Origin of the sequence: Streptomyces sp. R21 (assembly GCF_041051975.1) — a bacterium.
GTDB lineage: Bacteria > Actinomycetota > Actinomycetes > Streptomycetales > Streptomycetaceae > Streptomyces.
This window is the reverse complement of record NZ_CP163435.1, coordinates 9,029,188-9,056,101: the sequence shown is the minus strand read 5'-3', so window position 1 is coordinate 9,056,101 and position 26,914 is coordinate 9,029,188. Positions and strand designations below refer to the sequence as shown.

23 protein-coding genes are annotated in these 26,914 nt (G+C 70.7%); 13 read left to right on the top strand and 10 right to left on the bottom strand.

What is annotated here, in order from left to right; genetic code table 11:
- Positions 1 to 22: 22 nt before the first annotated feature.
- The 3 genes from AB5J56_RS40485 to AB5J56_RS40475 all read left to right on the top strand — a co-directional run bounded on the left by AB5J56_RS40485 (position 23) and on the right by AB5J56_RS40475 (position 6,875).
- Entirely contained in the window at positions 23 to 415 is a 393-nt protein-coding gene (locus AB5J56_RS40485; RefSeq protein ID WP_369240696.1) for a VOC family protein, read from the top strand.
- Positions 416 to 570: 155 nt separating this feature from the next.
- Positions 571 to 1,335, top strand: a complete 765-nt coding sequence (locus tag AB5J56_RS40480; protein WP_369240694.1) for a VOC family protein — start codon at positions 571 to 573, stop codon at positions 1,333 to 1,335.
- Positions 1,336 to 1,664: 329 nt separating this feature from the next.
- The gene (locus AB5J56_RS40475; protein ID WP_369240692.1) at positions 1,665 to 6,875 is read left to right on the top strand and encodes a family 43 glycosylhydrolase; all 5,211 of its coding nucleotides are present in this window, start codon (positions 1,665 to 1,667) and stop codon (positions 6,873 to 6,875) included.
- Between the two features lie 18 nt (positions 6,876 to 6,893).
- Here the strand turns inward: AB5J56_RS40475 and AB5J56_RS40470 are convergent, their stop codons facing one another.
- On the bottom strand, positions 6,894 to 7,796 hold the full coding sequence (locus tag AB5J56_RS40470) for a LysR family transcriptional regulator (RefSeq protein WP_369240690.1): 903 nt from the start codon (positions 7,794 to 7,796) through the stop codon (positions 6,894 to 6,896).
- A 95-nt stretch (positions 7,797 to 7,891) separates the two neighbouring features.
- Here AB5J56_RS40470 and AB5J56_RS40465 point away from each other — a divergent pair, with 95 nt between their 5' ends.
- Positions 7,892 to 8,722 (top strand): SDR family NAD(P)-dependent oxidoreductase, encoded by an 831-nt coding sequence (locus AB5J56_RS40465; protein WP_369240688.1) that lies wholly within the window; start codon positions 7,892 to 7,894, stop codon positions 8,720 to 8,722.
- A gap of 69 nt (positions 8,723 to 8,791) precedes the next feature.
- Here AB5J56_RS40465 and AB5J56_RS40460 read toward each other — a convergent pair whose 3' ends face one another.
- The 3 genes from AB5J56_RS40460 to AB5J56_RS40450 all read right to left on the bottom strand — a co-directional run bounded on the left by AB5J56_RS40460 (position 8,792) and on the right by AB5J56_RS40450 (position 13,908).
- On the bottom strand, positions 8,792 to 11,359 hold the full coding sequence (locus AB5J56_RS40460; protein ID WP_369240686.1) for a cellulosome protein: 2,568 nt from the start codon (positions 11,357 to 11,359) through the stop codon (positions 8,792 to 8,794).
- A gap of 174 nt (positions 11,360 to 11,533) precedes the next feature.
- Positions 11,534 to 12,025 carry a MarR family winged helix-turn-helix transcriptional regulator gene (locus AB5J56_RS40455; RefSeq protein WP_369243072.1) on the bottom strand — a complete coding sequence of 164 codons (492 nt, stop codon included), beginning with the start codon at positions 12,023 to 12,025 and terminating at the stop codon, positions 11,534 to 11,536.
- 230 nt (positions 12,026 to 12,255) lie between these two features.
- Positions 12,256 to 13,908 (bottom strand): FUSC family protein, encoded by a 1,653-nt coding sequence (locus tag AB5J56_RS40450; protein ID WP_369240684.1) that lies wholly within the window; start codon positions 13,906 to 13,908, stop codon positions 12,256 to 12,258.
- A 199-nt stretch (positions 13,909 to 14,107) separates the two neighbouring features.
- Here AB5J56_RS40450 and AB5J56_RS40445 point away from each other — a divergent pair, with 199 nt between their 5' ends.
- The 4 genes from AB5J56_RS40445 (at position 14,108) to AB5J56_RS40430 (ending at position 17,306) form a co-directional block, all read left to right on the top strand.
- Positions 14,108 to 14,686 (top strand): DUF5134 domain-containing protein, encoded by a 579-nt coding sequence (locus AB5J56_RS40445; RefSeq protein WP_369240682.1) that lies wholly within the window; start codon positions 14,108 to 14,110, stop codon positions 14,684 to 14,686.
- 143 nt (positions 14,687 to 14,829) lie between these two features.
- Positions 14,830 to 15,765, top strand: coding sequence for a M56 family metallopeptidase (locus tag AB5J56_RS40440; RefSeq protein ID WP_369240680.1), 936 nt, complete (start codon positions 14,830 to 14,832; stop codon positions 15,763 to 15,765).
- 125 nt (positions 15,766 to 15,890) lie between these two features.
- Positions 15,891 to 16,574, top strand: coding sequence for a phosphatase PAP2 family protein (locus tag AB5J56_RS40435; protein ID WP_369240678.1), 684 nt, complete (start codon positions 15,891 to 15,893; stop codon positions 16,572 to 16,574).
- Between the two features lie 39 nt (positions 16,575 to 16,613).
- The gene (locus AB5J56_RS40430; protein WP_369243070.1) at positions 16,614 to 17,306 is read left to right on the top strand and encodes an HAD family hydrolase; all 693 of its coding nucleotides are present in this window, start codon (positions 16,614 to 16,616) and stop codon (positions 17,304 to 17,306) included.
- A 21-nt stretch (positions 17,307 to 17,327) separates the two neighbouring features.
- On the opposite strand, the gene AB5J56_RS40425 is transcribed toward AB5J56_RS40430, so the two are convergent.
- The 3 genes from AB5J56_RS40425 to AB5J56_RS40415 form a co-directional block, all read right to left on the bottom strand.
- The gene (locus tag AB5J56_RS40425; RefSeq protein WP_369240676.1) at positions 17,328 to 17,744 is read right to left on the bottom strand and encodes a (4Fe-4S)-binding protein; all 417 of its coding nucleotides are present in this window, start codon (positions 17,742 to 17,744) and stop codon (positions 17,328 to 17,330) included.
- Positions 17,745 to 17,789: 45 nt separating this feature from the next.
- Positions 17,790 to 18,035, bottom strand: coding sequence for a DUF2630 family protein (locus tag AB5J56_RS40420; protein ID WP_369240674.1), 246 nt, complete (start codon positions 18,033 to 18,035; stop codon positions 17,790 to 17,792).
- A gap of 89 nt (positions 18,036 to 18,124) precedes the next feature.
- Complete coding sequence (locus tag AB5J56_RS40415) at positions 18,125 to 18,832, bottom strand: TetR family transcriptional regulator (protein WP_369240672.1); 708 nt, start codon at positions 18,830 to 18,832, stop codon at positions 18,125 to 18,127.
- A 74-nt stretch (positions 18,833 to 18,906) separates the two neighbouring features.
- Here AB5J56_RS40415 and AB5J56_RS40410 point away from each other — a divergent pair, with 74 nt between their 5' ends.
- Together AB5J56_RS40410 and AB5J56_RS40405 are read left to right on the top strand one after the other, a co-directional pair.
- Positions 18,907 to 19,599, top strand: a complete 693-nt coding sequence (locus AB5J56_RS40410; protein WP_369240670.1) for an NAD(P)-dependent oxidoreductase — start codon at positions 18,907 to 18,909, stop codon at positions 19,597 to 19,599.
- Between the two features lie 164 nt (positions 19,600 to 19,763).
- Complete coding sequence (locus tag AB5J56_RS40405) at positions 19,764 to 20,480, top strand: TetR/AcrR family transcriptional regulator (protein ID WP_369240668.1); 717 nt, start codon at positions 19,764 to 19,766, stop codon at positions 20,478 to 20,480.
- Between the two features lie 54 nt (positions 20,481 to 20,534).
- Here AB5J56_RS40405 and AB5J56_RS40400 read toward each other — a convergent pair whose 3' ends face one another.
- Positions 20,535 to 22,037, bottom strand: coding sequence for an LVIVD repeat-containing protein (locus tag AB5J56_RS40400; RefSeq protein ID WP_369240666.1), 1,503 nt, complete (start codon positions 22,035 to 22,037; stop codon positions 20,535 to 20,537).
- A 98-nt stretch (positions 22,038 to 22,135) separates the two neighbouring features.
- Here AB5J56_RS40400 and AB5J56_RS40395 point away from each other — a divergent pair, with 98 nt between their 5' ends.
- Positions 22,136 to 22,759, top strand: coding sequence for a DUF305 domain-containing protein (locus AB5J56_RS40395; RefSeq protein ID WP_369240664.1), 624 nt, complete (start codon positions 22,136 to 22,138; stop codon positions 22,757 to 22,759).
- Positions 22,760 to 22,783: 24 nt separating this feature from the next.
- Here the strand turns inward: AB5J56_RS40395 and AB5J56_RS40390 are convergent, their stop codons facing one another.
- The gene (locus tag AB5J56_RS40390) at positions 22,784 to 23,281 is read right to left on the bottom strand and encodes a DUF6214 family protein (protein ID WP_369240662.1); all 498 of its coding nucleotides are present in this window, start codon (positions 23,279 to 23,281) and stop codon (positions 22,784 to 22,786) included.
- A 228-nt stretch (positions 23,282 to 23,509) separates the two neighbouring features.
- On the opposite strand from AB5J56_RS40390, the gene AB5J56_RS40385 reads away from it, so the two are divergent.
- Both AB5J56_RS40385 and AB5J56_RS40380 read left to right on the top strand, forming a co-directional pair.
- Positions 23,510 to 24,859 (top strand): FAD-dependent oxidoreductase, encoded by a 1,350-nt coding sequence (locus AB5J56_RS40385; protein ID WP_369240660.1) that lies wholly within the window; start codon positions 23,510 to 23,512, stop codon positions 24,857 to 24,859.
- Positions 24,860 to 25,066: 207 nt separating this feature from the next.
- Complete coding sequence (locus AB5J56_RS40380) at positions 25,067 to 26,425, top strand: nucleobase:cation symporter-2 family protein (RefSeq protein ID WP_369240658.1); 1,359 nt, start codon at positions 25,067 to 25,069, stop codon at positions 26,423 to 26,425.
- Between the two features lie 29 nt (positions 26,426 to 26,454).
- Here the strand turns inward: AB5J56_RS40380 and AB5J56_RS40375 are convergent, their stop codons facing one another.
- Complete coding sequence (locus tag AB5J56_RS40375) at positions 26,455 to 26,814, bottom strand: ArsR/SmtB family transcription factor (protein WP_369240656.1); 360 nt, start codon at positions 26,812 to 26,814, stop codon at positions 26,455 to 26,457.
- Between the last annotated feature and the right edge of the window lie 100 nt (positions 26,815 to 26,914).

The following is a 26,914-nucleotide window of genomic DNA, read 5'->3' as shown; positions in this document are numbered from 1 at the left end:
CCCGCCACTAGGCTCCCTGTGCATGGTGCATGTACTGAGCAGCCGAACCCTTCTGCGCCCCACCGACCCGGAGCGCTCACGCGCCTTCTACGGCGAGCAGCTGGGGCTCGCCGTGCACCGCGAGTTCGGCACGGGCCCCGAGCGCGGCACGGTCTACTTCCTCGGCGGCGGCTTCCTGGAGGTCGCGGGACACTCCGACACCCCGCCCTCCCCCGCGCTCAAGCTGTGGCTCCAGGTCGCGGACGCGGCGGCGACGCACGCGGAGCTGCTGGCGGCGGGCGTCGAGGTGCTGCGGCCGCCGGTCAAGGAACCGTGGGGGCTGATCGAGATGTGGATCGCGGACCCGGACGGCACCGAGATCGTGCTCGTGGAGATCCCGGGGGACCATCCCCTGCGCTACCGGCCCGGGATCTGACCCCGTCCTGCCGTGGACCCGTCGGATGTGCGGGCGGGGCCACGGCAGGACATATACGGCGCCGCCTGCCGGTGCGTCGCCGGATGGCCGGGGCCGGGACGCGGGCTTAGCGTGCTGGAGGGGGCTTGCTCGCGGAAGCTGCTGGAAGGACTGCCATGAAGCTCGACAAGCCGGTGACCGGCGGGCCCTGCTGGACCGAGCTCGGGACCAGCGACCTGGAGGCGGCCAAGCGGTTCTACGGCGGCCTGTTCGGCTGGCGTGCGGAGACGGATCCGCGCCAGGAGGCGGGCGGTTACACGGTCGCGCACCTCGGGGACGCGGCGGTCGCGGCCCTGTCGCCGCTGTACCAGGAGTCGCAGCCCGTCGCGTGGAACGTGTCGTTCGCGGTGGCCGACGCGGACGCGGCCGTGGAGGCGGTGAAGGCCGCCGGTGGCACGCTCCTCCTCGGCCCGATGGACGTCTTCGACGTGGGCCGCTTCGCGGTGGCCCTCGATCCGGCCGGCGCCGCCTTCCAGCTGTGGCAGCCGCGCGCCTTCCCCGGCGCCGGGGTGTTCAACGCGCCCGGCTCGCTCGGCTGGGTGGAACTGCTGACGCGCGCCCCGGAGCGGGCCGTCGCCTTCTACACGACGGTGTTCGGCTGGAGCGTGAACGCCTCGGAGCGCTACACGCAGTGGGGCATCGACGGCGCCGACTTCGGCGGCATGGTCACGATGGACGAGAAGTTCCCGCCCGAGGTGCCCTCGCACTGGCTGCCGTACTTCTCCGTCGAGGACGTGGACGCCACGGCGGCGGACGCGGCCGAGGCGGGCGGAACCATCCTGATGGAGCCCATGTCCGTGCCGGACGGGCCGCGCATCGCCGTGCTGCGGGATCCACAGGGGGCGATGTTCGGCGTCTATGTGCCGGGCGAGGAAGGGTAGTTCGCCGACCCCTCGCCCGGTACTCCGGCGAGCCTCCGCCCCCGAAAACACGGCAAAGCCCGCGATCGGAACGTGATCGCGGGCTTTGCCGTGGGTCGTGGAGGCTTGGTCGCGATGGATCTCGTTCGACCTGCCGCACATTGTTCGAAAACTCTTGACGGTGCACCACACGCCGATTGACACTCTCGCAACACGACGTCACACGCACGTAACGGCGGGTCCCCGCAAGGGCCTTGCCGTCGGCAGGATGCGCCTTCCCCCCCTCCCTCGCCCCCTCTTCCTGAGTTGCCCCTCCCGTCATCAGCCGTGTCTCAGCAGGGAACCCCGACATGACGCACATCGCACGCCTGCGCGGCCGCACGAGACGGTGGGCGGGTCATCTCGCCGGGCTCACCGCCGCCTCGATGCTGCTGGCCCTCGCCGGACCCGCCCTCCCCGCGGGGGCGGCACAGACGGCAGCACCCTCGGACATCACCGACGGCCTGGCCCTCTGGTACAGGCTCGACGCCGCCTCCGGCAGCACCGTGAGCGACGCGTCCGGCAACGGCCGGGACGGCACGGTCAGCGGGACCGCCGACTGGTCGGGCTCGGGCCAGGGGCTCGCCTTCAACGGGTCCGACACCTACGTCAAGGTGCCGGACAACGTCGTGAAGGGGATGGACTCGATCACCGTCTCCCTGGACGTCCGCATCGACTCCGCGCAGAGCACGCCGTACTTCCTCTACGGCTTCGGCAACTCCAGCGGGAGCAGCGGGAACGGCTACCTGTTCACGACCGGCAACTCCCTGCGCACCTCCCTCGCGTCCGGCAACTGGTCGACGGAACAGACCACCAAGCCGTCCGACTCCCACAACCTGACCCGCTCGGTCTGGAAACACCTCGCCTACACCCAGACCGGCACCACGGGCGTGCTCTACGAGGACGGCGTCGAGGTGGGCCGCAACACGTCGGTCACCCTCACCCCCGGCGCGATCGGCTCCGGCACCACCACCGCCAACTACCTGGGCAAGTCCGTCTACTCCAGCGACAAGCTCTTCAAGGGCCGGATCCGCGACTTCCGCGTCTACGACCGCGCACTGGCCGGCTCCGAGGTCGAGCAGCTCGCCCTCCCCGTCGACACGCAGGGCGTCGCCGACGACAAGGCAGCCCTCGGCCTCGGTGACACCGGCGCCGTCACCGCCGACCTGGACCTGCCGAAGACGGGCACGGCCGGCGGCTCCCTCATCAGCTGGGCCAGCGACAACACCTCCGTCGTCTCGGACAGCGGCAAGGTGACGCGTCCGGGCGCCGGTTCACCGGACGGCCACGCCAGGCTCACGGCGACCCTGAAGAAGGGCCCGGTCACCGACACCAGGACCTTCGACGTCACGGTCCGCGCCGCGTTCGACGACACCACCGCCGCCCGGCAGGCCGCCGACGCGCTCACCGTCCACAACCTCGCCGACGCACGCGGCAACCTCACCCTCCCGGCGAGCGGTTCGTACGACACGAAGGTCACCTGGTCCTCAGCGAACCCGGACGTCGTCTCCGCGGACGGCGTGGTCCACCGGCCCGCGCACGGCGACGGCGCCACCAGCGTCGAGCTGACCGCCACCGTCACCAAGGGCGAGGCGAGCGCGGCCCGCACCTTCACCGCGCACGTGCCCGAACGGCCCGCCAAGGAAGCCCTCAAGGGCTATATGTTCAGCTACTTCACCGGCGAGGGCACCGCCGACGGCGAGCAGCTCTACTCCGCGCTCAGCAAGGGCAACGACCCGCTGCACTGGCGGGAGTTGAACGACGGGAAGCCGGTGCTCACCTCCACGCTCGGCGAGAAGGGCCTGCGCGACCCGTTCATCATCCGCTCCCCCGAGGGCGACAAGTTCTACCAGATCGCCACCGACCTCAGGATCTACGGCAACGGCGACTGGGACGCCTCCCAGCGCACCGGCAGCAAGTCCATCATGATCTGGGAGTCCACCGACCTGGTCCACTGGACCGACCAGCGGCTGGTGAAGATCTCGCCCGACAGCGCGGGCAACACCTGGGCGCCAGAAGCGTTCTACGACGCCGAGCGCGGCGAGTACGTCGTCTTCTGGGCGTCGAAGCTGTACGACAACGAGGCGCACTCCGGCGACACGTACAACCGCATGATGTACGCGACCACCCGCGACTTCTACACCTTCAGCGAGCCCAAGGTCTGGATCGACCGCGGCTACTCGGTCATCGACTCCACGATGATCCAGCACGACGGGACGTACTACCGCCTGTCCAAGGATGAACGGAACAACACCTCTTCCACCCCCAACAGCAAGTTCATCTTCGAGGAGAAGAGCGACTCGATCCTCAACCCGTCCTGGGACGCCGTCGCCGAGGGCATCGGCAAGGGCGCGATGAGCGCGGCCGAGGGTCCGCTGGTGTTCAAGTCCAACACCGAGGAGAAGTGGTACGCGTTCCTCGACGAGTTCGGCGGCCGCGGCTACCTCCCCTTCGAGACGACGGACCTCGACTCCGGCAACTGGACCCCGTCCACGGGCTACGACCTGCCGTCGAAACCGCGCCACGGCACCGTCCTGCCCGTCACCCAGGCCGAGTACGACCGGCTGCTGCGCGCCTACCAGCCCGACCAGTTGGTGGCGGGCGTCGAAGGCGTGAAGGTGCGCACGGGGATCGGAAAGGCCCCTGTGCTGCCCGCCACCGTCGTCGCCGAGTACGCGGACGGCGTCAAGCGGCCCGTCGCCGTCACCTGGGACGACGTCCCGGCGTCGGCGTACGCGAAGGCCGGTACCTTCACGGTGACCGGCAGCCTGCCCGACGGTGCCGCGATCCCGGTCCAGGCCGAGGTCACCGTGTCTGAGGAGGGCGCCGACGTCCCGGCCGACCTGCTCCTGCACTACGCCTTCGACGAGACGGGCGGCAACATCGCCCGTGACTCCAGCGGACACGGCTATCACGGCACGTACGTCCACACGCCCGCCTTCGGCACCGGCGTGCAGGGCGGCTCGTTCAAGATGTCGGGAGACGCGTCGAGTTCGCCGTACGTGAAGATCCCGAACGGTGTGCTGAAGAACGCGGACAGCGTGACCGTGTCGACGTACGCCAAGTGGAAGGGCGGCGACAACTTCCAGTGGCTGTTCGGGCTCGGCCCCGACAGCAACAAGTACCTCTTCGCCACACCGTCGAACGGCGGCTCCAGCCTCTACTCGGCGATATCAAAAGCCAGTTGGTCGGCGGAGTCGAAACTGACGGCCGGCTCGCAGCTCACGCCCGGTGAGTGGCGGCACGTCACCGTCACCCTCGACGGCGCGACCGGCACGATGGTCCTCTACGTCGACGGCATCGAGGCGGCGCGTACGACGACCACCATCAAGCCCTCCGAGCTGTACGACGCGAACAAGGACTACAGCGGCTACATCGGCAAGTCCCTGTACTCGGGCGACCCGTACTTCGGCGGCGAGGTCGACGACTTCCGCGTCTACGACCGTGCCCTGTCGGCCGCGGAGGTGATGGAGCTCAGCGGCAACACGGCGGGCATCGCGCGAGCCGCCCACCCGGCACTGAAGGTCGACGCGATCATCGACAACGCCGACAGCAGGGTCACCCTCCCGATGAAGGAGGGCACCGATCTCACCGCGCTGGCACCGGAGTTCACCCTCGCCCACGGCGCGGCGATCAGCCCCGCCTCGGGCAGCGTCCAGGACTTCACCAAGCCGGTGACGTACGAGGTGACCGGGTCCGACGGCAAGAAGCGGACCTGGACAGTCTCGGCGCTCACCATGAAGAGCCCGGTGCTCCCGGGTCTGAACGCCGACCCGAACATCGTGCGCTTCGGCGACACGTTCTACATGTACCCGACGACCGACGGCTTCGACGGATGGAGCGGCACGCAGTTCAAGGCGTACTCCTCCACCGACCTGGTCCACTGGAAGGACCACGGCGTCATCCTCGACCTGGGACCCGACGTCAGCTGGGCGGACAGCAGGGCCTGGGCGCCGACGATGGCCGAGAAGGACGGGAAGTACTACTTCTACTTCTGCGCCGACGCGAACATCGGCGTGGCGGTCTCCGACTCACCGACCGGGCCGTTCAAGGACGCGCTGGGCAAGCCGCTGCTCAAGGCCGGTGACTTCAGCGGCCAGATGATCGACCCGGCGGTCTTCACCGACGACGACGGCCAGTCGTACCTGTACTTCGGCAACGGCCACGCGTACGTCGTACCGCTGGGCGCCGACATGACGTCCCTCGACACCTCGAAGATCAAGGACATCACCCCGAGCGGGTACAACGAGGGCTCCTTCGTCATCAAGCGCAAGGGCACCTACTACTTCATGTGGTCGGAGAACGACACCCGGGACGAGAACTACCGCGTCGCCTACGCCACCGGCCCCTCCCCCACCGGTCCCTGGACGAAGCAGGGCGTGATCCTGTCGAAGGACCTCTCCCAGGGCATCAAGGGCACCGGCCACCACAGCGTCGTGCACGTCCCGGACACCGACGACTGGTACATCGCCTACCACCGCTTCGCCATCCCCGGCGGCGACGGCACCCACCGCGAAACCACCGTCGACAAGATGGAGTTCGACTCGGACGGCCTGATCAAGAAGGTCGTCCCGACCCTGACGAGTGTCGACCCGGTGACCATCGTCCACGCGGGACCGGACGCCACCGGCACCGAGGGCGACGCCATTCCGCTCGCCGGGTCCGTCTCCGGGGCCGGCGGCCCCAAGTGGACGGTCCAGGACGGCGCCCCGTGCACCGTCGCGGACCCCGGCGCGGCCCGGACCACCCTCACCTGCACCGACAACGGCTCCTACGAGGTCACCCTGACCGGCGGCCGCAGCACCGACACCACGACGGTCACGGTCACCAACGCCGCCCCGTCGATCACCTCGGCGACGGGTCCCGGCTCCCCCGTCGCGGTGGGCAGGTCCGCGGTCGTCACCACCGCCTTCGGCGACCCGGGCAGCTCCGACAGCCACACCTGCATAGTCGACTGGAAGGACGGCACCCGGCCGACGAGCGGCACCGTCACGGGCACCCGCTGCCGCGCCGAGCATGTCTACACCAAGGCGGGCATCCGCCGTCCGGTGATCACCGTCACCGACGACGACAAAGGCACGGACAGCACGACGCTTGCCGAGCTGATCGCCTACGACCGTGCCGCCGGCCCCGCGTTCGGCGCCGGGACGATCACCTCGCCCGCCGGGGCCTTTCCGGCCAGGCCGGGTCTGACCGGCAAGGCGGCGTTCGCCTTCGACGCCCGGTACCGGAAGGGAGCCGCCGTTCCCACCGGAGAGGCCACGTTCGTCTTCGGCCCGGCCCGGCTCACGTTCCGCTCCACCGCCTCCGACTGGCTCGTGATCAACGGCACCCAGGCCGTCTACCAGGGCTCCGGCAGTGTCAACGGCAATGGCGGCTACGGATTCCGGATCACCGCGACCGACAAGCCGGACACCTTCCTCATCAAGATCTGGAAGAAGTCCACCGGCGACGTCGTGTACGACAACCACGCCGGTACGAGGACCACCGGCGCCGTGTCCGTCGGAAACCACTCACGGTAGCCCCAGCCGAGACCGGGCTCACCGACGGGCCGGTTCGCGGGATGCCTGCGCGTACGCCTGTACGAGCGGGCGCCCCGCGTCCTCCCTGCGCCAGGCCAGGGCGTAACGGCTGGGGCCGATGCCGCGGACCGGGCGGGTGGTGACACCTCCGAGGGAGATCAGCGGGGCGTTGCCCGCGGCCACCAGACAGACGCCGAGGCCCGCGACCAGGGCCTCGTACGTCTCCTCGGTGCTGGCGATCTCGGCGCCGATGCGCGGGGCGCGGCCGTCCCTGGCGTCGAGGGCCAGCCAGTAGTCGCGCAGCGGACCGGCGCTCTCGGGCAGCGCCAGGAACGGTTCGTCGGCCAGGTCCGCGAAGTCGACCTCCTCGCGCGCCGCCAGGGGATGCGTGTCGGGGAGGGCGACCAGGCGCGGCTCCTCGGCGACCACCGTCCATGCGTAGCGCCGGGCGTCCGGCAGCGGCAGCCACACGAAGGCCACGTCGGTGGCGGCGTCCGCGAGACCCGCCGTCGGGTCGTCCCAACTCACCTGCTTCAGCCGGACGGTGGCCTCCGGGAAGGCGGAGGTGAAGCGGGAGCGGATGGCCGGCAGCAGGCCGCCGCGGCCCGGGCTCGTGCTCATGCCCACCACCAGCGTGCTGCGCTGCGCCGCTCTGGCCCGCTCCACCGCTGCCGCGCCCTCCTCCCAGGCCCCCAGCACCCGCCGGGCGTGCGGCAGCAGTTCGGTGCCCGCCGCCGTCAACGCCACGCCATGCCGGTCACGGTGGAACAACTCCACGCCCAACTGGCCTTCCAGCGCCCTGATCTGTTTGCTCAGCGCGGGCTGCGACACGTACAACCGCTCAGCCGCGCGCGTGAAGTGCAGTTCGTCGGCTACGGCGACGAAGTAGCGCAGGTCCCGTCCGTGTACGTCCGTGGTCATGCCTATCGGTTATCACCGCGAGTCTTGGACGGTCAACGACCTTCGGCGGCAAGCTGGTTCGCAGACAACGACCGATTGATGAACCAGGAGTGGTCATGAACAAGGTTTGGCTGGTCACGGGTGCGAGCAGCGGTTTCGGGCGGGCCATCACCGAGGCGGCCGTCGCCGCCGGTGACGTGGTCGTCGGCGCGGCCCGGCGACCCGAGGCGCTGGGCGACCTGGTGGCCGCCCACCCCGACCAGGTGGAGGCACTGCGACTGGACGTCACCGACACGGCCGCCGCCGAGGCGGCGGTGCGGGACGTGGTGGCGCGGCACGGACGGATCGACGTCCTGGTCAACAACGCGGGCCGCACCCACGTCGGCGCTTTCGAGGAGACCACCGAGGCGGAACTCCGTGATCTGTTCGACCTGCACGTCTTCGGGCCCGCCGCCCTGACGCGTGCCGCGCTGCCGTACATGCGGGAGCGCCGGTCGGGCGCGATCGTGCAGATGAGCAGCATGGGCGGGCAGATGTCCTTCGCCGGCTTCTCCGCGTACAGCGGGACCAAGTTCGCGCTGGAGGGCATGACCGAGGCGCTGGTGGACGAGGTGCGGGACTTCGGCATCAAGGTGCTGATCGTGGAGCCTGGCGGGTTCCGCACCTCGTTGCTCGAGGCCGACAGGGCAGGGGTCAGTGCGGACAGCGGTGTGTACGCCAAGGTCGGCGTGACCCGCGGGTTCGTCTCCGGGGGTGGCGGCAGCCAGCCCGGTGACCCTGCGAAGGCGGCGGCGCTCATCCTCGCCGCGCTCGACGCCGACAGCACCCCGTTGCGCCTGCCCCTCGGCGACGACGGCGTCTCCGCGGTCCTCGGCCACCTCGACCAGGTCCGCGAGGACATCGCCCCCTGGGAGAAGCGGGCCAGGGACACGGCGTTCGACGCCTGACGGTGACCTGGCCGGACAGGCTGGGCAGTGCAGGGCTGTGCGCCTCGCGCGCGCAGCCCTGCACTGTCGTCAGGCGAGCGGCGTGACCGTGACCTGGTCGATGACCGGCGCGTACGCGGAGCGCTGCCGGTACGCGTTGGCGGTGTCGCCGTCGAAGTCCGGCAGCTCGTCGGCCGTGAACGCAAGGATGTTGGAACCCTTCTCCAGGGTGACCGGGACAGTGAGGTTCCAGAAGTTGTTGAAGTGGAAGGTGGTGGGGAACAGGACGCGCTGCGGGGCGGCTCCGTTGATGGAGAGGTCGGCGTGGCGGCAGACCGGGTCCGGGTTGTAGTGCGTGGCGGGCGGCTGCTCGCCGTTGGAGTAGCGGAGGGTCAGGGCGTGGCGGCCGCTGTCCGCCGCCGTGACCGTGAGGGTGAGGGCGTTGGCGGCGCCCTTGCCGATGCCGTCGACCGACTTGCCGCCGCCGGCGAAGGGGTGGGCGTCCGTGACCTGCGCGGTGCCGGTCACCGTGCCGCTCTCGGCGGGGTACACCGTCTGCTCCAGGAGCCCTCGGCCGGGGCCGACGTGCAGCCGGTCCAGGACGAGCCCCACCGAACCGGCCGTCACCGTCACCTTGTTGACGCCCCCGGCGAGGAACAGCGGCATCGCGCCCCGGGCGACACGCCCCACGTCCTCGCCGTTGACCGTCAACATGCCGTCGCCGACGCCGAGTTGATCGACTGTCAATGTCACCTCGCCGTCGTCCTCCGCATGCACCCAGAAGGTGGCGCCTCCGCCGTGCGGCAGTACGACCGCTCCCGGACCGGAGGCTCCCCGGTGCACGTACGAGACATAGGCGCCGTCGCGCAGGCTCGCGTACTCCGCCTCGTAGAGCGCGGGCGCCGTCACGTGCTCGTCCCGCAGCGCCAGGTCGATCCGGTCGATGAGCGCGTCGCCCTTGGTGACGCCGAGGTCGGGGTCCTGGGCGGAGAGCGTGATCGTGTGCTGCCCCGCGGTCAGTTCGACCTGGGTGTCGGTGTGGCCCCACACCACCCACTTGTAGCCGAGCGGCAGCCGCAGCTCCTGCGGGTCCTTGCCGTCGACCCGCAGGAACACATTGGTGGGTCCCTGCTCCCTCACCAGGTCGTCGAGGTTGTACGAGTTCGCGAAGACGCTCAGGTCGTAGGTGCCGTCCTGCGGGGCCTCGACGCTGAACGCGAGCACCCCGTCGGATCCGGTGCGCAGGCCGCCCACGTGGTACGTGCCGGAGGTGGCGAACTTGTCGACGTCGGAGGGCGACCCCTCGGGCCCCTTCCTGGAGTAACCGTCCCCGGTGTAGGTGGCGTTCTCCGCCTCGTACGTCCGGCGCCAGCCGACCGAGGGCGGCGCGCAGACCGCGCCGTTGCCGCCCGGCGAGAGGACGACCTGGTACGCGGACATCGCGTTGAGGTCGGTCAAAGAGAGCGTCACCTTGCCGTCATGGACGGGGAGTTCGCCTTCCTGGAGCCGCAACGGCTGAGCGGAGGAGCCGACTTGGCCCGTCCAGGGGATCTCCTGGAGCACGAAGTGCACGGTGGCGCCGAAGACGTCCGGGGCGATGTTCTCGAAGAGGATCTCGGCGGCACCGCTCTTGCCGCCGAACAGCGCCCGGGACTGCCGCTTGTCCGTGTCGAGCGTGGCGACGCCCTGGAGCGTGTACTGCTCGTTCGGGTGGGGCGCCGTGACCTGGACGGTGTGCCCGGTCATCTGTCCGTAGGCGTTGAACAGCCACCACTGGCCGTTGCCCTTGTTCGCCTCGGCCACCGAGTCGTTGAGGTTGCCGTCGATGTTCCAGTACGCCAGATCGGCGTCGACCTTGCACTCCTCGAAGGCCGCGATCCACTGGACGACCTGGCCGGGGACGGACAAGTGATAGTTGAAGGCGTACTCGTTGATGTTGATGGGCAGCGGGTCGATCCCCAACTCTGCCTCCATACGGCGGTACTTGGCGATGTTCGTGCGGATCGCGGAGGGCGTCGACAGCTCGTGCCAGGTCATCACGTCGGGGAGTACGTCGTGGGCCTTGGCGAACTCCAGGAAGCCTCTGACCTCGTCGTACAGGATGCTGGTGTTGGGGCCGGCGATGCGCGCGTCGGGATGGAGGCCCTTGATGAGGTGGTGGATGTCCTGCCAGGCGGCGAAGTAGTGCTGCGGATCGGTGCGCCAGGAGACCTTGTTGTAGCTCCACTCCCCCTCGCCGAACATGTTCCCTTCGGGCTCGTTGAACGGCACGTACACGACATGGGATGCCAGGTCGCCCATCGTGAGGACCTGCTTGACCTGCTTCTCGACCCTCGCCGTGTAGTCGGCGAGCCGCTCCTCGCCCGTCGCTCCGGGCCATTCGTAGGGGAAGCCGCGGTAGATGTCGGTCATGTAGATGTAGACGTCCCGGCCGCCGGCGGCCACGAACGACGGCAGGATTTCGAGCGCGTCGGCGCCGGGATGCTGGGTGCCGTCCTGTGCCTTGGTCGACACCGTGCGGACGTACATGCCCTCGACGATGGTGCGGCTGGGCACACCGTCGCCGTACAGGCCGTAGAGCGTGCCGCTGGCTCCGCCGTGGAAGGCGCCGGTGCCGGTTCCCAGGTCGATGGTGAGGGTTTCGGTCTCGGCTGCCATGGCGCGGGCTCCTCACGTCGGCAGGGATACCTGCGGCTCGTTCGAGATGTCGTACGTCAGTCGTGTGACCGAACCGACCTGCCCGAACGTAGAAGTGCCCCGCGCCCTCTGTCAACGGCCGGTGCCCGCGAAGTCACCGCATCGAAAGTTTCGGGCAACTCCCCCTGGAGAGCCTCAGACGCGCGGCGTTCCCAAACGGCCCTCCAGCTGGCCGAGCAACTCCCCGAGCAGCGCGGCGAGTTCGCGCTGCCGGTCGGGGGCTACACCGGACAGCACGGCGGTCTCGTAGGCGAGTTGGTCGGGGAGGATGCCGTCGACGAGGTCGCGGCCCGCGTCGGTCAGCCGGACATGGGCGACCCGTCGGTCCCGGGTGTCGCCACGGCGCTCGACCAGTCCGCGTTCGGTGAGCTGCTTGAGGCGCTTGGTGACGGCGGCACCGGAGGAGAACGTCTCGCGTGCGATCTCACTGGGGGTCAACTCGTGGCCGGTGCGCCGCAGCGTGCCGAGGACGTCGAACTCGGGGCGGGTCAGCCCGGCACGGCGCAGCGGGGCGTCCTCGGCCTGCTGGAGAAGTGCGGCACTGCGGTTGATGCGGCCGATGATCTCCATGGGCCCGGTGTCGATCCCGGGATGGACCGTCTGCCACTGGCGCACCACCGCGGCCACGGTGTCCCGAGCCGCCTCAGGCCCCCCGTACCCGGGGGTGTCGGCCGCACTCGCCGCCGATGCGACCGGCGCACCCGCGGCGCCGGCAGTGGCCGTCGGTTCCGCCGCAGCACCGGCGGCACCAACAGCGGCCGCCCGTTCCACCGGAGCGCCCCCGGCACCCACCACCGCCGCCCGTTCCACCGCAGCGCCCCCGGTCTCCGCCGTCACCGCCCGCCCGTTCGCTGCCGTCATGCCTGTGCGCCCTCCAAGGAGTGCAGTCCCTGCCGTCGTACCGTCGCCGCGAGCGTACGGTGTCCGGCCTGCTCGGCCAGCATCACTCGCTCCTCGGGCAGGGCGCGTTGCCACCATTCGCCGGCCGCGGCATCGGCGTCGGCGCGCAGGCCGACCACCGCGGCGGCCAGACCGCGCCGGGCGGACTCCAGCGCAACGGGGTCGGGGCGCTCGGCGGCGAGCAGCCGGGCGGCGCGCTCGCGGGCCCGTTCCACCGCGACGAGGGCATGCTCGATGCGGTCACCGGCGCGGCGGTTGGTGACGGCGACGGCCGCGGCGAAGCCGACCAGCGCGCCCACGAGGGTGTCCACGACGCGGTCGGTCATCAGCGCGCCCGGCTGCTGGGCCTGCGCGAACTCGGTGATGAGCAGAGCCATGGGGGTCACGCAGATGCTGCCGAGCCAGTAGTTGCGGCCGATCAGCGCCTCGGCGCCGAAGTTGAAGGCGAGGCAGCACAGCACGAGGGCCGCCTGACCCAGGTGGGCGATCGGGGCGATCGCGGCGAAGACGAGTACGCCCACGAGGTTGCCGACGACGCGCTGCACCCCGCGGCTCCAGGTGAGGGTGACGTTGGCCTGGTAGAGGGAGGCGGCGGTGACCAGCGCCCAGTAGGGGCGGCCGACGCCGAGCGCGAGCGAGACGTATCCGGCGAGGGCGCAGCCGAGCGCGGTGCGCAGGGCGATGGGGCCCAGCGGGCCGAGTCGGCTCAGCAGCGGACGCGCGGGGGTGTCGAGCGCGGTCTCCACGCCGAGCAGTTCGTCGGCGGCGCTCTCCAGGTCGTCCGCGTGCGGGACGGGCCCGGTGCCGCACAGCTCGCGGGCCCAGGCGCGCAGCCGTTCGGGCCGGGTGTCGGCGGGCGCGGCGAGGGCGACCTCGGCGCGCACGACGAGCCGTTCGAGGGCGCGCCGGGGTGCCGTGCGGGCGCCGGTGGACAGCAGCGACTGCCACGCGGCGTGGACGGCGGCGGCCGCGGCTGCGCGGGTGCGGGCGGCCGCCTCGCCCTTCCCCCGCGTCTCGACGTAGGCCGCCGCGGCGTTCAGCGCGTGGGCGGTGGCGCGGCGCTCCGGTCCGTGTGGACGGACGAGGCCGGGGGCCATACCGACGATCCAGGCCCAGGTGCCCGCCGCCGCGCCGAGCGCGAGATGGCCGGGGATCTGGTCGAGCGTCTGCGGTGCGAACAGGGCGGCGGAGCTGATGAAGGTGAGGACGACATGGCCGGGCGGGCCGATGCGGGCGGCGTCGCACAGCGCCTTCTGCACGGCGGCCAGCAGGGCACCGACGGTGACGAGCACGACGGTGTCGGTCGTGAGCGAGGCGGCGACCAGTGCGGCACCGAGGCCGCCGAGCATGCCGAGCACCACCAGGGCGAGGGTGCGGGCCCGGGCGGCGTACGGACGGTTGTGTGCGTAGAGCGCGCAGAGCGAGCCCGCCATGGTGTACATCGCCAGGTCCAGGCGGCCGAGCGCGAGGAGTGTCAGGTTCGGCGGGGCGGTCGAGGCGACCACGCTCAGTGCGGGCTTGAACCAGATGTCGGCGGGTCTGCCGACGCGGAGCACACCGGCGAGCGGAAGCCGTCGGACCGACGGGGTTCTGGAGGTCGCACTACTCATAACCACAAGATTAGCATGTGTTTTACTCGTAAAACACATGCTCCCACCTGCACCACGCTCCCGCACGCTCCCCCGCGTACACCCTTGCGCTCGCGTGCGCGCCACCCGGTCCGGGCATCTGTTGAACCGACTGCCCGATCCGATGTCCGATCCGACTCCGTCAGTGTCGAAGCGTCGAGCGGAAGGCGGGAGGTACGCGGTGCACGGACCGGTTTCGCCCGGCTGGCTGCTCGTCGTGCTGTGCGCGGCGACCGGGGCCTACTGCCTGCTGCGGATGCGCAGCGCCGTCGAGGAACAGCGCCGCACCGCGGGCGGCGAGGCGCTCATGGGCTTCGGCATGGCCGCGATGGCCGTGCCCGCGGCGGTGGCGGCGCCACCGCGCTGGGCCTGGCTCGGCTACGCGGCCGTGTTCGGCGCGGCCGCGCTGCGCTCCCTGTGGGCGGCCCGCACCGACCGACACCATCTGCACCACCTCGTGGGCTCCTTCGCCATGGTCTACATGGCGGGCGTGATGGTCGCCTCCCCCGGGCACCACGGCCACGGCGGCTCCGGCACACCGCTGATGACCGGTGTCCTCCTGCTCTACTTCGCGGGCTACGTACTGCGGTCCGGGGCCCGGCTGCTGCCCGTCGCGGCCGTGGGCATGCCGTTGGGCGAAGGTGTCCGCGCCCTCGGCACAGGAACCCGCACCGTCGGCTGGGGCGATCGCCCGGAGCTGGCGCGGGCCTGCCGGCTGTCGATGGGGATCGCGATGCTCGCCATGCTGGTCACCCTCTGAAACCGGCCTCTTGACCCGCCCGGCGGCCAACGACCGCACAGGCCTTGGCCCGCCGCTGTGAGGGACTGTACGAAACCGTGGCGTACGTCACTTGCCGTCGCAGCCCGTATCCACCGGCTACGCCCCGCTCATAGGCTTCCCCCATGATGGTCCCCGCGGCACTGCTGCTGCTCGGCGCCCTGACCGCCGTCGTCGCCCCGCGGCTGCTCGCGCGGACCGAGTGGCCGGACCGCGAACCGGTGGTCGCCCTGTGGGTGTGGCAGTGCGTGGTGGCCGCCGTTCTGCTCTGCTGCGTCCTGTCGATGACGCTGAGCGCCGCCGAGGCCTGGGGGGCCGTCCGGGGGCGCGTGTTCGCCCAGGCACCGCGCGCGGTGATACAGGCCTATGTGCACAGCACCGGCAGCCCGTGGGCCGCGACGACCGCCGTGGCACTCGCCTGCGGAGGAGCCTGGACCGCGGCGATGCTGGTTCGTGAAGTCGTACGGGCCCGGTCGCGCCGTCGGCAAAGCCGGGCCGAACTCCTCGTCCGCGCCCCGCTGTTGCCCGGCGAGGAACCGCGCAGCGACCGGCTCGTCGTCCTGGAGGGAGAGCGCCCCGACGCCTGGTGGCTGCCGGGGGCGGCGCCGCAACTCGTCATCACCACGGCCGCGTTGCGCCGTCTCAAGGGGCGTCAGCTGGATGCCGTACTGGCGCACGAGCAGGGACACGCGCAGGCCCGGCACGACTGGCTGCTGCACTGCTCGGCCGCGCTGGCCAACGGTTTTCCGCAGGTGCCGGTGTTCGCCGCGTTCCGCTTCGAGATGCACCGCCTGGTCGAACTCGCCGCCGACGACATGGCCTCCCGCCGCTTCGGCCGGCTCACGATCGCCCTCGCCCTCGTCGAACTCAACGAGGACCGCGGGGTGTTCGGCCCCTGCCCCACCCCCCAGGCACACGTCCCGCAGCGCGTCCACCGCCTGCTCACGCCGCCGGACCGGCTCACGGCCGCGCGCCGGCTGCGCCTGACGGCCGCGGCGGCGCTGGTGCCGGTCGTTCCGGTGCTGGTGGCGTTCGTGCCGGGGTTGCGGGCGCTGGGCTGACGCGTCCGCCGAAGCCCGGACCTGGAAGTGCGGGTGTTTTTCGATCGGCCTCCGTCGGTCGGGGGGGGCGGCTCCGGCGATCCCGAGGTTCGCCTCCGGTCCCGGTCATCAGCGAGGATCACAGCATGCACTCCCCGCCCGTCGACTCCCCCTCCCGCACACCGGGCTCCCGGGCCGCAATGCTCACGGCAGTGGTCCTCGCCGTGCTGTCGGTGCTCCTCCTGCTCCTGGTCGCACTCTCGTGGCGGCCCCTGCTCTCCCTCGACAGCGACATCGCCCGCACCACCCACCGCTGGGCGGTCGACCATCCCGGCCCGACCCGTGTGTGCCGCATCCTGAGCGACTGGGTGTGGGACCCGTGGACCATGCGTGCTGTGTGCGCGGCAACCATGGTCTGGCTGGTGTGGAGCCATGCGGCATGGGTGCCGGCCCTGTGGCTGGGAGCCACATGTGCGCTGGGCACACTGGTGCAGCAGACGATGAAGGCCGCAGTCGGCCGCCAACGCCCCGTCTGGCCCGACCCCGTGGACTCCGCCCACTTCACCGCCTTCCCCTCGGGGCACGCCCTGACGGCCACGGTGGTCTGCGGGCTCCTGCTCTGGCTCCTACGGCTCTACGGCGCCGGGCGCGTCCTGTGGCGTACGGCGCTGGTCCTGGCCGCGGTGTCCGTCGTGGGCGTCGGCCTCACCCGGGTCTGGCTGGGCGTCCACTGGCCCTCGGACGTGCTGGGAGGATGGCTGCTGGGGGCGCTGATGGTCGCACTGGCGGTGGCCGCGTATCAGCGGTGGCCCGGCACGAAACGTCCTTGACCGGCGGGGGCTCCGGCACAAAGGATCACTCTCATGGCGATCAAAAGCGTGCTCTTCGACTTCTCCGGAACCCTCTTCCGCATCGAGTCCGTGGAGTCCTGGCTCCGCGCCGCGCTGTCCGAGGCCGATCTTCCGCTGTCCGAGCCGGAGTTGATCCGTGCCGCGCAGGGGCTGGAGTCGGTGGGTGCGCTGCCGGGCGGCCTGCCTCCGTCGGTTCCGGTGCCCGCCGACCTCGCCGAGGTCTGGGCGACCCGGGACCGCAGTGCCGAGCTGCACCGGGCCGCGTACACGGGGGTCGCCCGCCAGGTGCCGCTGCCCGACCCCGGGCTGTACGACGCGCTGTACGACCGCCACATGCTCCCGGCGGCCTGGCAGCCCTACCTCGACGCGGCCGACGTCCTCGGCACACTGCGCGACCGTGGGGTCGCGATCGGCGTCGTCAGCAACATCGGCTGGGACCTGCGGCCGGTCTTCCGGCACCACGGGCTCGACCCGTATGTGGACACGTACGTCCTGTCGTACGAGCACGGCATCCAGAAGCCGGACCCGCGGCTGTTCGCGACCGCCTGCCACACGCTGGGCGTCGCACCCGAGGACACGCTGATGGTCGGGGACGACCGCCGCGCGGACGGGGGTGCGGCGGCGCTGGGCTGCGCGGTGCACTTCGTGGACCACCTGCCGGTGGCGGAGCGTCCGGAGGGACTCCGGCCCGTCCTCGACCTGGTCGGCTGACGGCACACCGCGCGCTCCGCGTCATCCCCGCCCGCAGACCCCGGAGTGGTCGCAGAACGGCTGCCGCCCGCTCAGCCCGCACCCGCACAGCGTCGCCCGGGTCTCCTGCTGGTCGGCGCCGCCGTCGGGCACCCGGATCCGCAGGTCGCCGCGCAGCACCAGGCGGCCGTCCGCGGTCCGCTCGACGGTGGTGGGCCGGTCCGGCAACTCCGGGGGTCCATCGGCGAGTTCGTACTGCAGCGCGCCGGAGGGGCAGCGCCGGATCACCTCGGCCACCCGGTCGGCGGCAGCCGCGTCCGGGGTGATCCAGGGCCGGCGTTCGGTGTCGAACACCTCGGGCAGGCCGTGGACGCACTCGGCGGCGTGCAGACAGCGCGCGCCCTCGAAGCTGACGGTGATGCCCTGGCCCGGATAGGGCCTTCCGCGTTCCGTACCCATGAACCGGACCTCTTTCGCCGGACCGTCACAGCCGGTGGCCGTGGGTCAGTCCAGATAGCCCTCGACCTGCGAGATGGGCTGTGCCTGCGCCTCGTCCGGGTTCTCGCCGAACTCGGTCTTCGCGCGGCGCCGGCGCAGCAGGTCCCAGCACTGGTCGAGTTCGCGTTCCAGCTCGCCGAGCCGTTCGTGTTCCGTCGTGCTGTCGATCTGTCCGGATGCGAGGGCGTCGCGGAGCATTCGCTCGTCGTCCACCATCGACGTGATCCTGGCCAGGATCTGTTCTTGGTCCATGTCGACCCGCCTCCTCGGCGCTGCAAGGCACTCCAGCCCACTCTAAGGACGCCGCGGCGGCTCTGCGACAGATGTGGGTCAGGATGCCGTCAGCGGGCGCGCGCGGGCTCGGGGGCGCGGACCGTACGGCGGCGGGCGGGGCGAGGGCTCAGGGCGGCCCGCAGCGACGGTTCGAGGATTCTGCGGACGTCCGCCGCGCCGAGCGCCGCCGCCGGACCCAGGGGGCTGAGGTACCGGGTGAAGATCAGGCCGCCGATCACCGTCACGGCGGCGGTGGCGCGTTCCGTCGCGTCCGGGCCGCCGAGGAAATCGGCGATCTTCCCGAGCACCTCGCGTTCCAGGAACTCCCGGAAGACCCGCATGACCTCCGGGTCCTGCATCGAGGTCCGGTCGAACACGGACATCGGCCCGGCGCCGGCGGCGTTCTCCGCCGCGCCCGCCTCCTGCGCCGTAGTGGCGATCTCTGCCCCCGTGGCATTCTCCGCCCTCGCGGCGTCGCCCTCCCACAGGGAAGTGACCGCGACCAGGATCCGGTCGGCCAGCCCCGCCTGATCGCCGCGCAGCGCGTTGACGATGGCCAGCGACTGGCCGCACTGCAAATTCATCGCTTCGCCGAACAGACCCTGTTTGGAGCCGAAGTGGTAGCTGATGAGCGCCGAGTCGACGTCGGCCGCGGCGGCCACCGCCCGCAGCGTCGTGCCCTGGTAGCCGTGCTCCAGGAACAGGTCACGGGCCACTTCGGCGAGGCGGGCCCTGGTGGGCGGATTGCCGCGCGGACGGCCACGGTTTTTATTCATCAGCGTTGAATATCCCGGGGTCCGGGCGGCACTGTCAAGGCATCGCGAACCGGTCTTCACGGAGGAGAGAACCCATGCGCATCGTCGTCTTCGGAGCGGGCGGCCCCACCGGGCGTCAGCTGGTGGAGCAGGCCCTGGACGCCGGGCACGAGGTCACCGCGGTGACCCGCCGCCCGCAGCTGTTCCCGGCACGGGCCGGACTGAGCGTCGCCGACGAGGACGCCACGGACGCGGAGGCGGTCGAGCGGGTGATCGCGGGCAATGACGCGGTCGTCTCGGCGCTGGGCGTCCCGCCGGGCCGTAAGCCGGTGACCCTCTATTCCACGGCCGCCGCGCACATCGTCGCGGCGATGGAGCGGCAGGGCGTGAAACGGCTGATCGTGGTCAGTTCCAGCGTCCTGGATCCCGGCTGGCGCCCCAGTGGCGCGTTCTTCTTCAACCACGTACTGGACCCGTACGTGAACCGGGTGATCGCCCGTACGGCGCACGAGGACATGCGCCGGATGGAGGCGCTGATCCGCGCAAGCGGTCTCGACTGGACGATCGCCCGCCCCTCGGGCCTCTTCGACCATCCGCGGCCGACGCACGCCGTGGTGACGGAGGACAGTGCGGACGGTGTCTTCACGGCGCGGGCCGACCTCGCAGCGAGCATGCTCCGGGAGCTGTCCGAGGGCCGCTATGTCGGCCGGGCGATGGGAGTGGTCACCGACGAGGTCAAGCCGAGCATCCCGCGGCTGATCTGGAACGAGGCCGTGAAAAAGAAGTAGCCGTGTCAGGCCCCCACCCGACACGGCTCTCTCCCCCGCCTTCTGCCCTGGATGATCCCCCGCGTCACCCAGAGCAGAAGGCAGCCCGGAGCAGCCCTGAGAAGGTCTGGCCCGGACGCGCTGAGTATAGTTGGCTGGCAGCCAGTCAACGCAGGAGTTACAGGATGTCCCCGCGAAGCCCCTCGGTCAATGAAGAGTTGCGGCGGCGTTCCCGGGAGCGGCTTCTGCAGGCAGCGGTGGAGCTGGTGAGCGAGCGTGGCTACGAGGCGACGACGCTCGGGGACATCGCGGACCGGGCGGGCTCGGCGCGTGGACTGGTGTCGTACTACTTCCCCGGCAAACGCCAGCTGGTGCAGTCGGCCGTGCACCGGTTGATGCACCGCACACTGGAGGAGGCGCTGGAGCGCGAACCGCGCACCGCGGACGGCCAGGAGCGGATGGCGCGGGCCATCGACGCGATCCTGGGCCTGGCCCGGGACCGGCCGGTCCTGATGCGCCAGCACATGGCCGGGCTGATGCAGGCCGAGGGATTCGTGCAGTGCCCGGAGCAGAAGCGGCTCGCGGAGCTGCTGGGCGAGACGGTCGCCCGCCACGGCCCGACGGACGCCGCCGCCGACTACCCGATGCTGCGCGCGCTGCTCATGGGCGCGGTGTACGCGGCCCTCGTGCCGGGTGTGCCGATGCCGATCCCCACGCTGCGGGCCGAGCTGTTCGAGCGGTACCGGCTGGACTGGGAGCTGGGTGTCCCGCCGGACACCGAGGTGCCCGGCGGGACGCACGACACGGATCTGTCGCGGTTCTTCGCGACGGAGAGCCGCACCGCGGATCCGGCCGCCGATCCGGCCGCGGAGGCCGGCGAGAGTGCCGGTCAGTCGACGTAGACGGCCGACGGACGTTCCGGTCCGTCGAAGTGGTCGGGCCGACGGACGTTCCGGTCAGTCGAAGTAGTCGGGCTGCGTCTGGACGTTGAGCTCGCTCAGGTGGACGCGCCGTGCCGGGTCCGTGCGCCGGTCGCTGAGCTTCAGCACGTCGAAGCCCTTGGCGATGTCGTTGGAGTAGATGTAGCCGTTGTAGTAGTACGCCGACCAGGAACCGCCGACCGTGATCTTGTCGGTGGTGAGCGGGCCGCGCTCGAAGTACGCGATCTCCTTCGGCTTCGCTGAGTCGGTGAAGTCCCAGACGGAGACGCCGCCCTGGTACCAGGCCTGGACCATGAGGTCCTTGCCCTTGACCGGGATCAGCGAGCCGTTGTGGGCCACGCAGTTCTCGGTGTCGGCCTGGAGGCGGGGGATCTTGTAGTAGCTCTTGAAGACGAGCCTGCGGTCGTCGCCCTTGCCGACGATGTCGTAGATGCCGTCCGCGCCACGCGTCGGACCGGTGGCCTCGTTGCAGGTCGCCCCGCTGCCGCCGCCCAACTCATCGGTGAACACGACCTTGTTGGCCTTCTGGTTGAAGGTCGCCGAGTGCCAGAACGCGAAATTCACGTTGTCCTCGACCTGGTCGATGACCTTGGGGTGCTCCGGGTCCTTGATCGAGAAGAGGATGCCGTCGCCCATGCAGGCGCCCGCGGCGAGGTCCTTGGACGGCAGCACCGTGATGTCGTGGCAGCCGGTGGTCTTGGAGACGCCCGGGTTGGTGGGCGCGCCGGGGTTTCCGCCGCCGTCGGGCCCCTCGCCGGGAAAGAGCACCGGGAAGTTCACGACTGCCGCCTTTTCGGGGGCCTTTCGGGGCACCTTGATGACGGAGATGCCGTCGTGCGGCGGCTGGCAGTCGGGGAAGGTGGCGCTCGGCGAGTACGAGGAGACGTAGATGAAGACGTTTCCGCGCTCGGGCACCAGCGAGTGGGTGTGGGAGCCGCACGCGGTCTCGACGGCAGCGACGTACTTCGGGTTCGCCTTGTCGCTGATGTCGAAGACCTTCATGCCCTCCCACGAGGACTTCTCGGTCGCGGGCTGCGTGGTGCTGTTGCAGGAACTGTCGCTGCGCGAGGAGTCGGTGGACAGGAAGAGCAGGTTCCCGGAGACGGAGATGTCGTTCTGCGAGCCGGGGCAGAGCACCTGCGCGACCGTCTTCGGAGCTTCGGGGTCGCTGATGTCGAAGATGCGGAAGCCGTCGTAGTTGCCGGCGAACGCGTACCTGCCCTGGAAGGCGAGGTCCGAATTGAGGCCGGTGAAGGCCTCCTTGGGGACGTTGGCGAGGTGCTCGATGTTGTCGGAGTGGACGATCTCGTCCTGGCCGGGTATCTCGCCGCTCGCCACCGCCGCGGCGGCGTCGGCGGCCGTGCTCCTGGATACGGCTTCCTGCGTGGCCGGGGTGTCCCCGGGGTCGGGGGTCGCGGCCGCCGGACCGGCCGTGAGCAGCGCGGCCAGGAGTCCGGCCGCCGCGGCGGCAACTCCGAGGCGTCTGCGCCGCGTTCGGGATTCGTTCAACAGGGTCACTGTGTCCTCCCTAGGTGCCGTTCGCACGCGAACGGTTCACGGACCTCCGAAGTATCGTCTTCCTCATGGGCAGATCAACAGATGGCAACGTACTCGTAATGAAAGTTTCCGCGTCACTGGTCATCGCCGTACTCGCACTCGCGGGCTGCGACTCCGACTCCACCCCCAAGTCCGGTAAGGGGAACGGACCTTCGGTGATCGCGCCGGGCAGGCCGGGTGAGGCCGCCGAGACGCTCTCGGCCAAGGACGCGGAGAAGCGCCGGGCCGAGGACGACTCCCCCAACTCGGCGGACTTCGCGTACGCGCGCATGATGATCGAGCACCACACGCAGGCCCTGACGATGACCGAACTCGCCCCGAAGCACGCCGAGTCGAGCAAGGTCCAGCGGCTCGCCGAGCGGATCGCTGCCGCGCAGAGTCCGGAGATCGCCAGCATGCAGAGCTGGTTGAAGGCGCACGGCGGCGGGAAGAAAGCCGCGGGGCACCAGCACGAGACGATGCCCGGCATGGCGACCGATGCGCAGCTGAAGTCGCTGCGCGCGGCGCGGGGCAAGGCGTTCGACAGGCTCTTCCTGAAGCTGATGATCACGCACCACGACGGGGCGATCACGATGGCCACGGACGTGAAGGCCCAGGGCAACAACATCCAGATCGAGGAGATGGCCGACGACGTGATCGCTCAGCAGACGAGCGAGATCGGCAGGATGCGCGACATGTCGTGACGCATCCTGCCCCAACAGGGCTGCTCAGCGCCGTGCGTGACGAGGCGTCAGGTATCCCGCGTCGCGCGCCCCGGCGATGAGCCTGAGCGTGCGGCGGCGGCTGTGGCCGGTGGCGCACATGACCGCGAGCACCGGGTCCACCCCGTCCTCCTGGGCCGCCCGGTACTCCTCGGCGACGAGCCGGGTGCCCTCCTGGCCGCGCGGCCAGGCCTGCCGGGCACGGCTCGGCGGTTCGTCCGCCTGGGGTTCGTACGGCGGCTCGATGCCCGTGCCGATGCCGCACGCCTCGAAGAGCGGTTCCTCGATCCAGTCGGCGAGGACCGCCAAGTCGTCCAGGGACAGCGGAGGTTGGGCGCGGACGTCCTCGATGGAGACGGATCCGTCGGACACCACGGCGAGGACGTCGACCTGGGCGCCGTCCGCGAAGGCGAGCCGGACGTTGAACCACGAGGTGGCGATCTCGTGGTACCAGGACATGGCGCTCTCGTGCTCCTGCACTTCCCACGCGGGCCACACGGACACCGCACCATCCGGCTGATAACGATCAGAAAGATTAAGAAAGGATGCTTCTAGCACATACAGAACGTAACCGCATGATCACATTCAATGCGAATAGGCACGCGCGGGAGAGGCGCGCGCGGCACCCCGTCGGACCAGCCGCGCACTCGCTCCCTCTCCCCTCAGGCCCCGGGCGGTGCGATGCTGGAGCCATCAGCGATCTCCTCGCACGTTGGGGTTAGGAGTTCCGCCGTGCTGCATGTCGCCGTCGTCGGCTCGGGGCCCAGCGGGGTCTACACCGCCCAGAGTCTTGTCCAGCAGAGCCAGGTGCCCGACATACGGGTGGACGTACTGGACCGGCTGCCCTGCCCCTATGGCCTGGTGCGCTACGGAGTGGCGCCCGACCACGAGAAGATCAAGTCGCTGCAGAACAATCTGCGGGCGGTCCTGGAGCACGGGCAGGTGCGCTTCCTGGGCGGTGTCCAGGTCGGTCCGGGCGGGGTGCCGACGGAGCGGCTGCGGGAGCTGTATCACGCGGTGGTCTACTGCGTGGGCGCCGCCACCGACCGCCATCTCGGGGTGCCGGGCGAGGATCTGCCGGGCAGCTGGTCGGCGACCGAGTTCGTGTCCTGGTACAGCGCACACCCCGACTCCGTCGCCGACGGGTTCGTGCTCGGCGCCCGGACGGCCGTGGTCATCGGCGTCGGGAACGTCGCCGTCGACGTGACCCGGATGCTGGCCCGCGGCGCCGCCGAGCTGAGCCCCACCGACATGCCGCAGGAGGCTCTCACCGCACTGGCCGCGAGCCATGTCACGGAGATCAGCATGGTGGGCCGGCGCGGCCCCTCGCAGGCCCGCTTCACCACCAAGGAGCTGCGCGAGCTGGGCGCACTGCCGGACACCGAAGTCGTCGTGGATCCGGAGGAGTTGGCGCTCGACCCGGCCTGCGCCGACCCTTCCGGGCTGCCCGCCGCCAACCGGCGCAATGTGGAGGTGCTGCGCGGCTGGGCCACCGCTCCGCCGCAGGGCCGGGCGCGCCGCATCCGGCTGCGCTTCTTCCTGCGCCCGGTCGAACTGCTGCCCGACCGGGGCCGCGTGGGCGCGGTGCGCTTCGAGCGGACCGTCCCGGACGGGAACGGCGGGGTGACGGGCACGGGCCGGTACGAGGACATCGAGGCGCAGCTGGTGCTGCGCTCGGTCGGCTATCGCGGGGTGCCGCTGGAGGGGCTGCCGTTCGACGCGGAGCGCGCCACCGTGCCGCACAGTGCGGGGCGGGTCCTGCGCGAGGGCGCGATCGCGCCGGGCGAGTACGTGGCGGGCTGGATCAAACGCGGGCCGACCGGCGTCATCGGCACCAACCGGCCGTGCGCCAAGGAGACGGTGACCTCCCTGCTGGAGGACGCCGCCATGCTCGTACGACGGGAACTGCCCGAGGATCCGCTCACGGTGCTGCGCGCGGAGGGGGCGACTCCGGTCGACTGGACGGGGTGGCAGGCGATCGAGCGGGCCGAGGCCGAGCTCGGGGCCTCGCTCGGGCGGGGCGTGGTCAAACTTCCCGACTGGACGTCACTGCTGGCGGCGGCGCGTGGGGCGGGTTCGTAGCGGGCCCGTACGGCTTGGGAGTCGCAGGGAGTCTCCACAGCAGGACGGGCCGCCGAGGCGCTACGGACGGTCCCCTAGCAGGCCGAATGCCGTCCGGGGGCTGCGACACACACCGGCAACAACCCGGAAATCAACAAACTGTTCAAGCCCCTTACGGTCTCGTGCTGTTCGACCTTCCCCGTTCCACCCGCCGCTCCTGGAGTGCCCATGGCGACCACAGCACCCGTGCATCCCGTCGACGAGGTCCCGCCCATCAGCCGACTGGCCGCCTTCGGGCTCCAGCACGTGCTCGCGATGTACGCGGGCGCGGTGGCCGTTCCGCTGATCGTGGGCGGGGCGATGAAGCTGTCGCCCGCCGATCTGGCGTATCTGATCACCGCGGACCTGCTGGTGTGCGGCATCGCTACGCTCATCCAGTGCGTGGGCTTCTGGCGCTTCGGCGTACGGCTGCCGATCATGCAGGGCTGCACCTTCGCGGCCGTCTCGCCGATGGTGCTCATCGGGACGACGGGCGGCGGACTGCCTGCGATCTACGGCTCCGTGATCGTCGCCGGGCTTGCGATCGTCCTGCTCGCCCCGGTCTTCGGGCGGCTGCTGCGCTTCTTCCCGCCGCTCGTCACGGGCACGGTCATCCTGATCATCGGCGTCTCGCTGCTGCCGGTGGCGGGCAACTGGGCGGCCGGCGGCGTGGGCGCGAAGGACTTCGGCGAGCCGAAGAACCTGGCGCTGGCGGGCTTCGTGCTCGCGGTGGTGCTCGGAGTGCAGCGGTTCGCCCCGGTGTTCCTGAGCCGGATCGCCGTGCTGATCGGCATCGCCGTGGGGCTGGCGGTCGCCGTGCCGTTCGACTTCACGGACTTCGGCGGGGTCGGTGACGCCGACTGGGTCGGGATCAGCACTCCGTTCCACTTCGGCGCGCCGACCTTCCACGCCTCCGCGATCGCCTCGATGCTGGTCGTGGCGCTGGTGACGATGACCGAGACGACCGGTGACCTGATCGCGGTCGGCGAGATGACCGACCGGAGGATAGAGCCGCGCTCGCTCTCCGACGGCCTGCGGGCCGACGGCCTGTCCACGGTCCTGGGCGGCGTGTTCAACACGTTCCCGTACACGGCGTACGCGCAGAACGTGGGGCTCGTCGGCATGACCCGTGTCCGCAGCCGCTGGGTCGTCGCGGCCTCCGGCGGCATGCTGGTCCTGCTCGGCCTGCTGCCGAAGCTGGGCGCGGTGGTCGCCGCGATCCCGGCGCCGGTGCTCGGCGGCGCGGGCCTGGTGATGTTCGGCACCGTCGCCGCGAGTGGTCTGCGGACGCTGGCACGGGTGGACTTCAAGGACAACCACAACCTGACCGTCGTCGCCGTGTCGGTGGCCGTGGGCCTGCTGCCGGTCGGAGTGCCGACGGTCTACGCGAAGTTCCCCGACTGGTTCCAGACGGTGATGAACAGCGGCATCAGCGCGGGGTGCCTGACGGCGATCGCGCTCAACCTGCTCTTCAACCACCTGCCGGGCAGCGGGACTTCGGCCGAGGGCCCCGTTGAGACCGGAGCCAAGGCCGAGGTCACCGCCTGATCGGACGGTTGGCCGGTTGGCCGGTGGTCTCAGCCGTCGGCCAGCCGCTCCTGCTGTCGGGCGGCCGCGCCGAGGACGCTGTCCAGGAGGCCGGGAAAGAGCGCGTCCAGGTCGTCCGCGCGCAGCCCGTTCATCTTGGCCGTGCCCCGGTAGACCTGCCGGATCACTCCGCTCTCGCGCAGCACTCGGAAGTGGTGCGTGGTGGTGGACTTGGTGACCGGCAGGTCGAAGTGCGAACACGAGAGCTCGTCGCCGTCGGCGGCGAGCTCTCGCACGACCTGCAGCCGCAGCGGGTCGGACAGCGCGTGCAGCACGCCCTCCAGACGGATCTCCTCGGGCAGCGGGTGCGGGAGATCCCGACTGCCGGCAGTCGGGGCGACGGGCGTCACGGCAGCTCCAATGCTTGGACGGGGCTCCACCGGATTCCATGGTACGAGATCTCTCGTAGTTTGACATCTACCGTACTACGATGCCTATCGTACGAGACGT

Bases quoted from the DNA above. Each gene is read 5' to 3' on its own strand.
- AB5J56_RS40485 (WP_369240696.1), top strand. From the start codon at position 23: ATGGTGCATGTACTGAGCAGCCGAACCCTTCTGCGCCCCACCGACCCG.
- AB5J56_RS40480 (WP_369240694.1), top strand. From the start codon at position 571: ATGAAGCTCGACAAGCCGGTGACCGGCGGGCCCTGCTGGACCGAGCTC.
- AB5J56_RS40475 (WP_369240692.1), top strand. From the start codon at position 1,665: ATGACGCACATCGCACGCCTGCGCGGCCGCACGAGACGGTGGGCGGGT.
- AB5J56_RS40470 (WP_369240690.1), bottom strand. From the start codon at position 7,796: ATGACCACGGACGTACACGGACGGGACCTGCGCTACTTCGTCGCCGTA.
- AB5J56_RS40465 (WP_369240688.1), top strand. From the start codon at position 7,892: ATGAACAAGGTTTGGCTGGTCACGGGTGCGAGCAGCGGTTTCGGGCGG.
- AB5J56_RS40460 (WP_369240686.1), bottom strand. From the start codon at position 11,359: ATGGCAGCCGAGACCGAAACCCTCACCATCGACCTGGGAACCGGCACC.
- AB5J56_RS40450 (WP_369240684.1), bottom strand. From the start codon at position 13,908: ATGAGTAGTGCGACCTCCAGAACCCCGTCGGTCCGACGGCTTCCGCTC.
- AB5J56_RS40440 (WP_369240680.1), top strand. From the start codon at position 14,830: ATGATGGTCCCCGCGGCACTGCTGCTGCTCGGCGCCCTGACCGCCGTC.
- AB5J56_RS40435 (WP_369240678.1), top strand. From the start codon at position 15,891: ATGCACTCCCCGCCCGTCGACTCCCCCTCCCGCACACCGGGCTCCCGG.
- AB5J56_RS40425 (WP_369240676.1), bottom strand. From the start codon at position 17,744: ATGGGTACGGAACGCGGAAGGCCCTATCCGGGCCAGGGCATCACCGTC.
- AB5J56_RS40420 (WP_369240674.1), bottom strand. From the start codon at position 18,035: ATGGACCAAGAACAGATCCTGGCCAGGATCACGTCGATGGTGGACGAC.
- AB5J56_RS40415 (WP_369240672.1), bottom strand. From the start codon at position 18,832: ATGAATAAAAACCGTGGCCGTCCGCGCGGCAATCCGCCCACCAGGGCC.
- AB5J56_RS40410 (WP_369240670.1), top strand. From the start codon at position 18,907: ATGCGCATCGTCGTCTTCGGAGCGGGCGGCCCCACCGGGCGTCAGCTG.
- AB5J56_RS40405 (WP_369240668.1), top strand. From the start codon at position 19,764: ATGTCCCCGCGAAGCCCCTCGGTCAATGAAGAGTTGCGGCGGCGTTCC.
- AB5J56_RS40395 (WP_369240664.1), top strand. From the start codon at position 22,136: ATGAAAGTTTCCGCGTCACTGGTCATCGCCGTACTCGCACTCGCGGGC.
- AB5J56_RS40380 (WP_369240658.1), top strand. From the start codon at position 25,067: ATGGCGACCACAGCACCCGTGCATCCCGTCGACGAGGTCCCGCCCATC.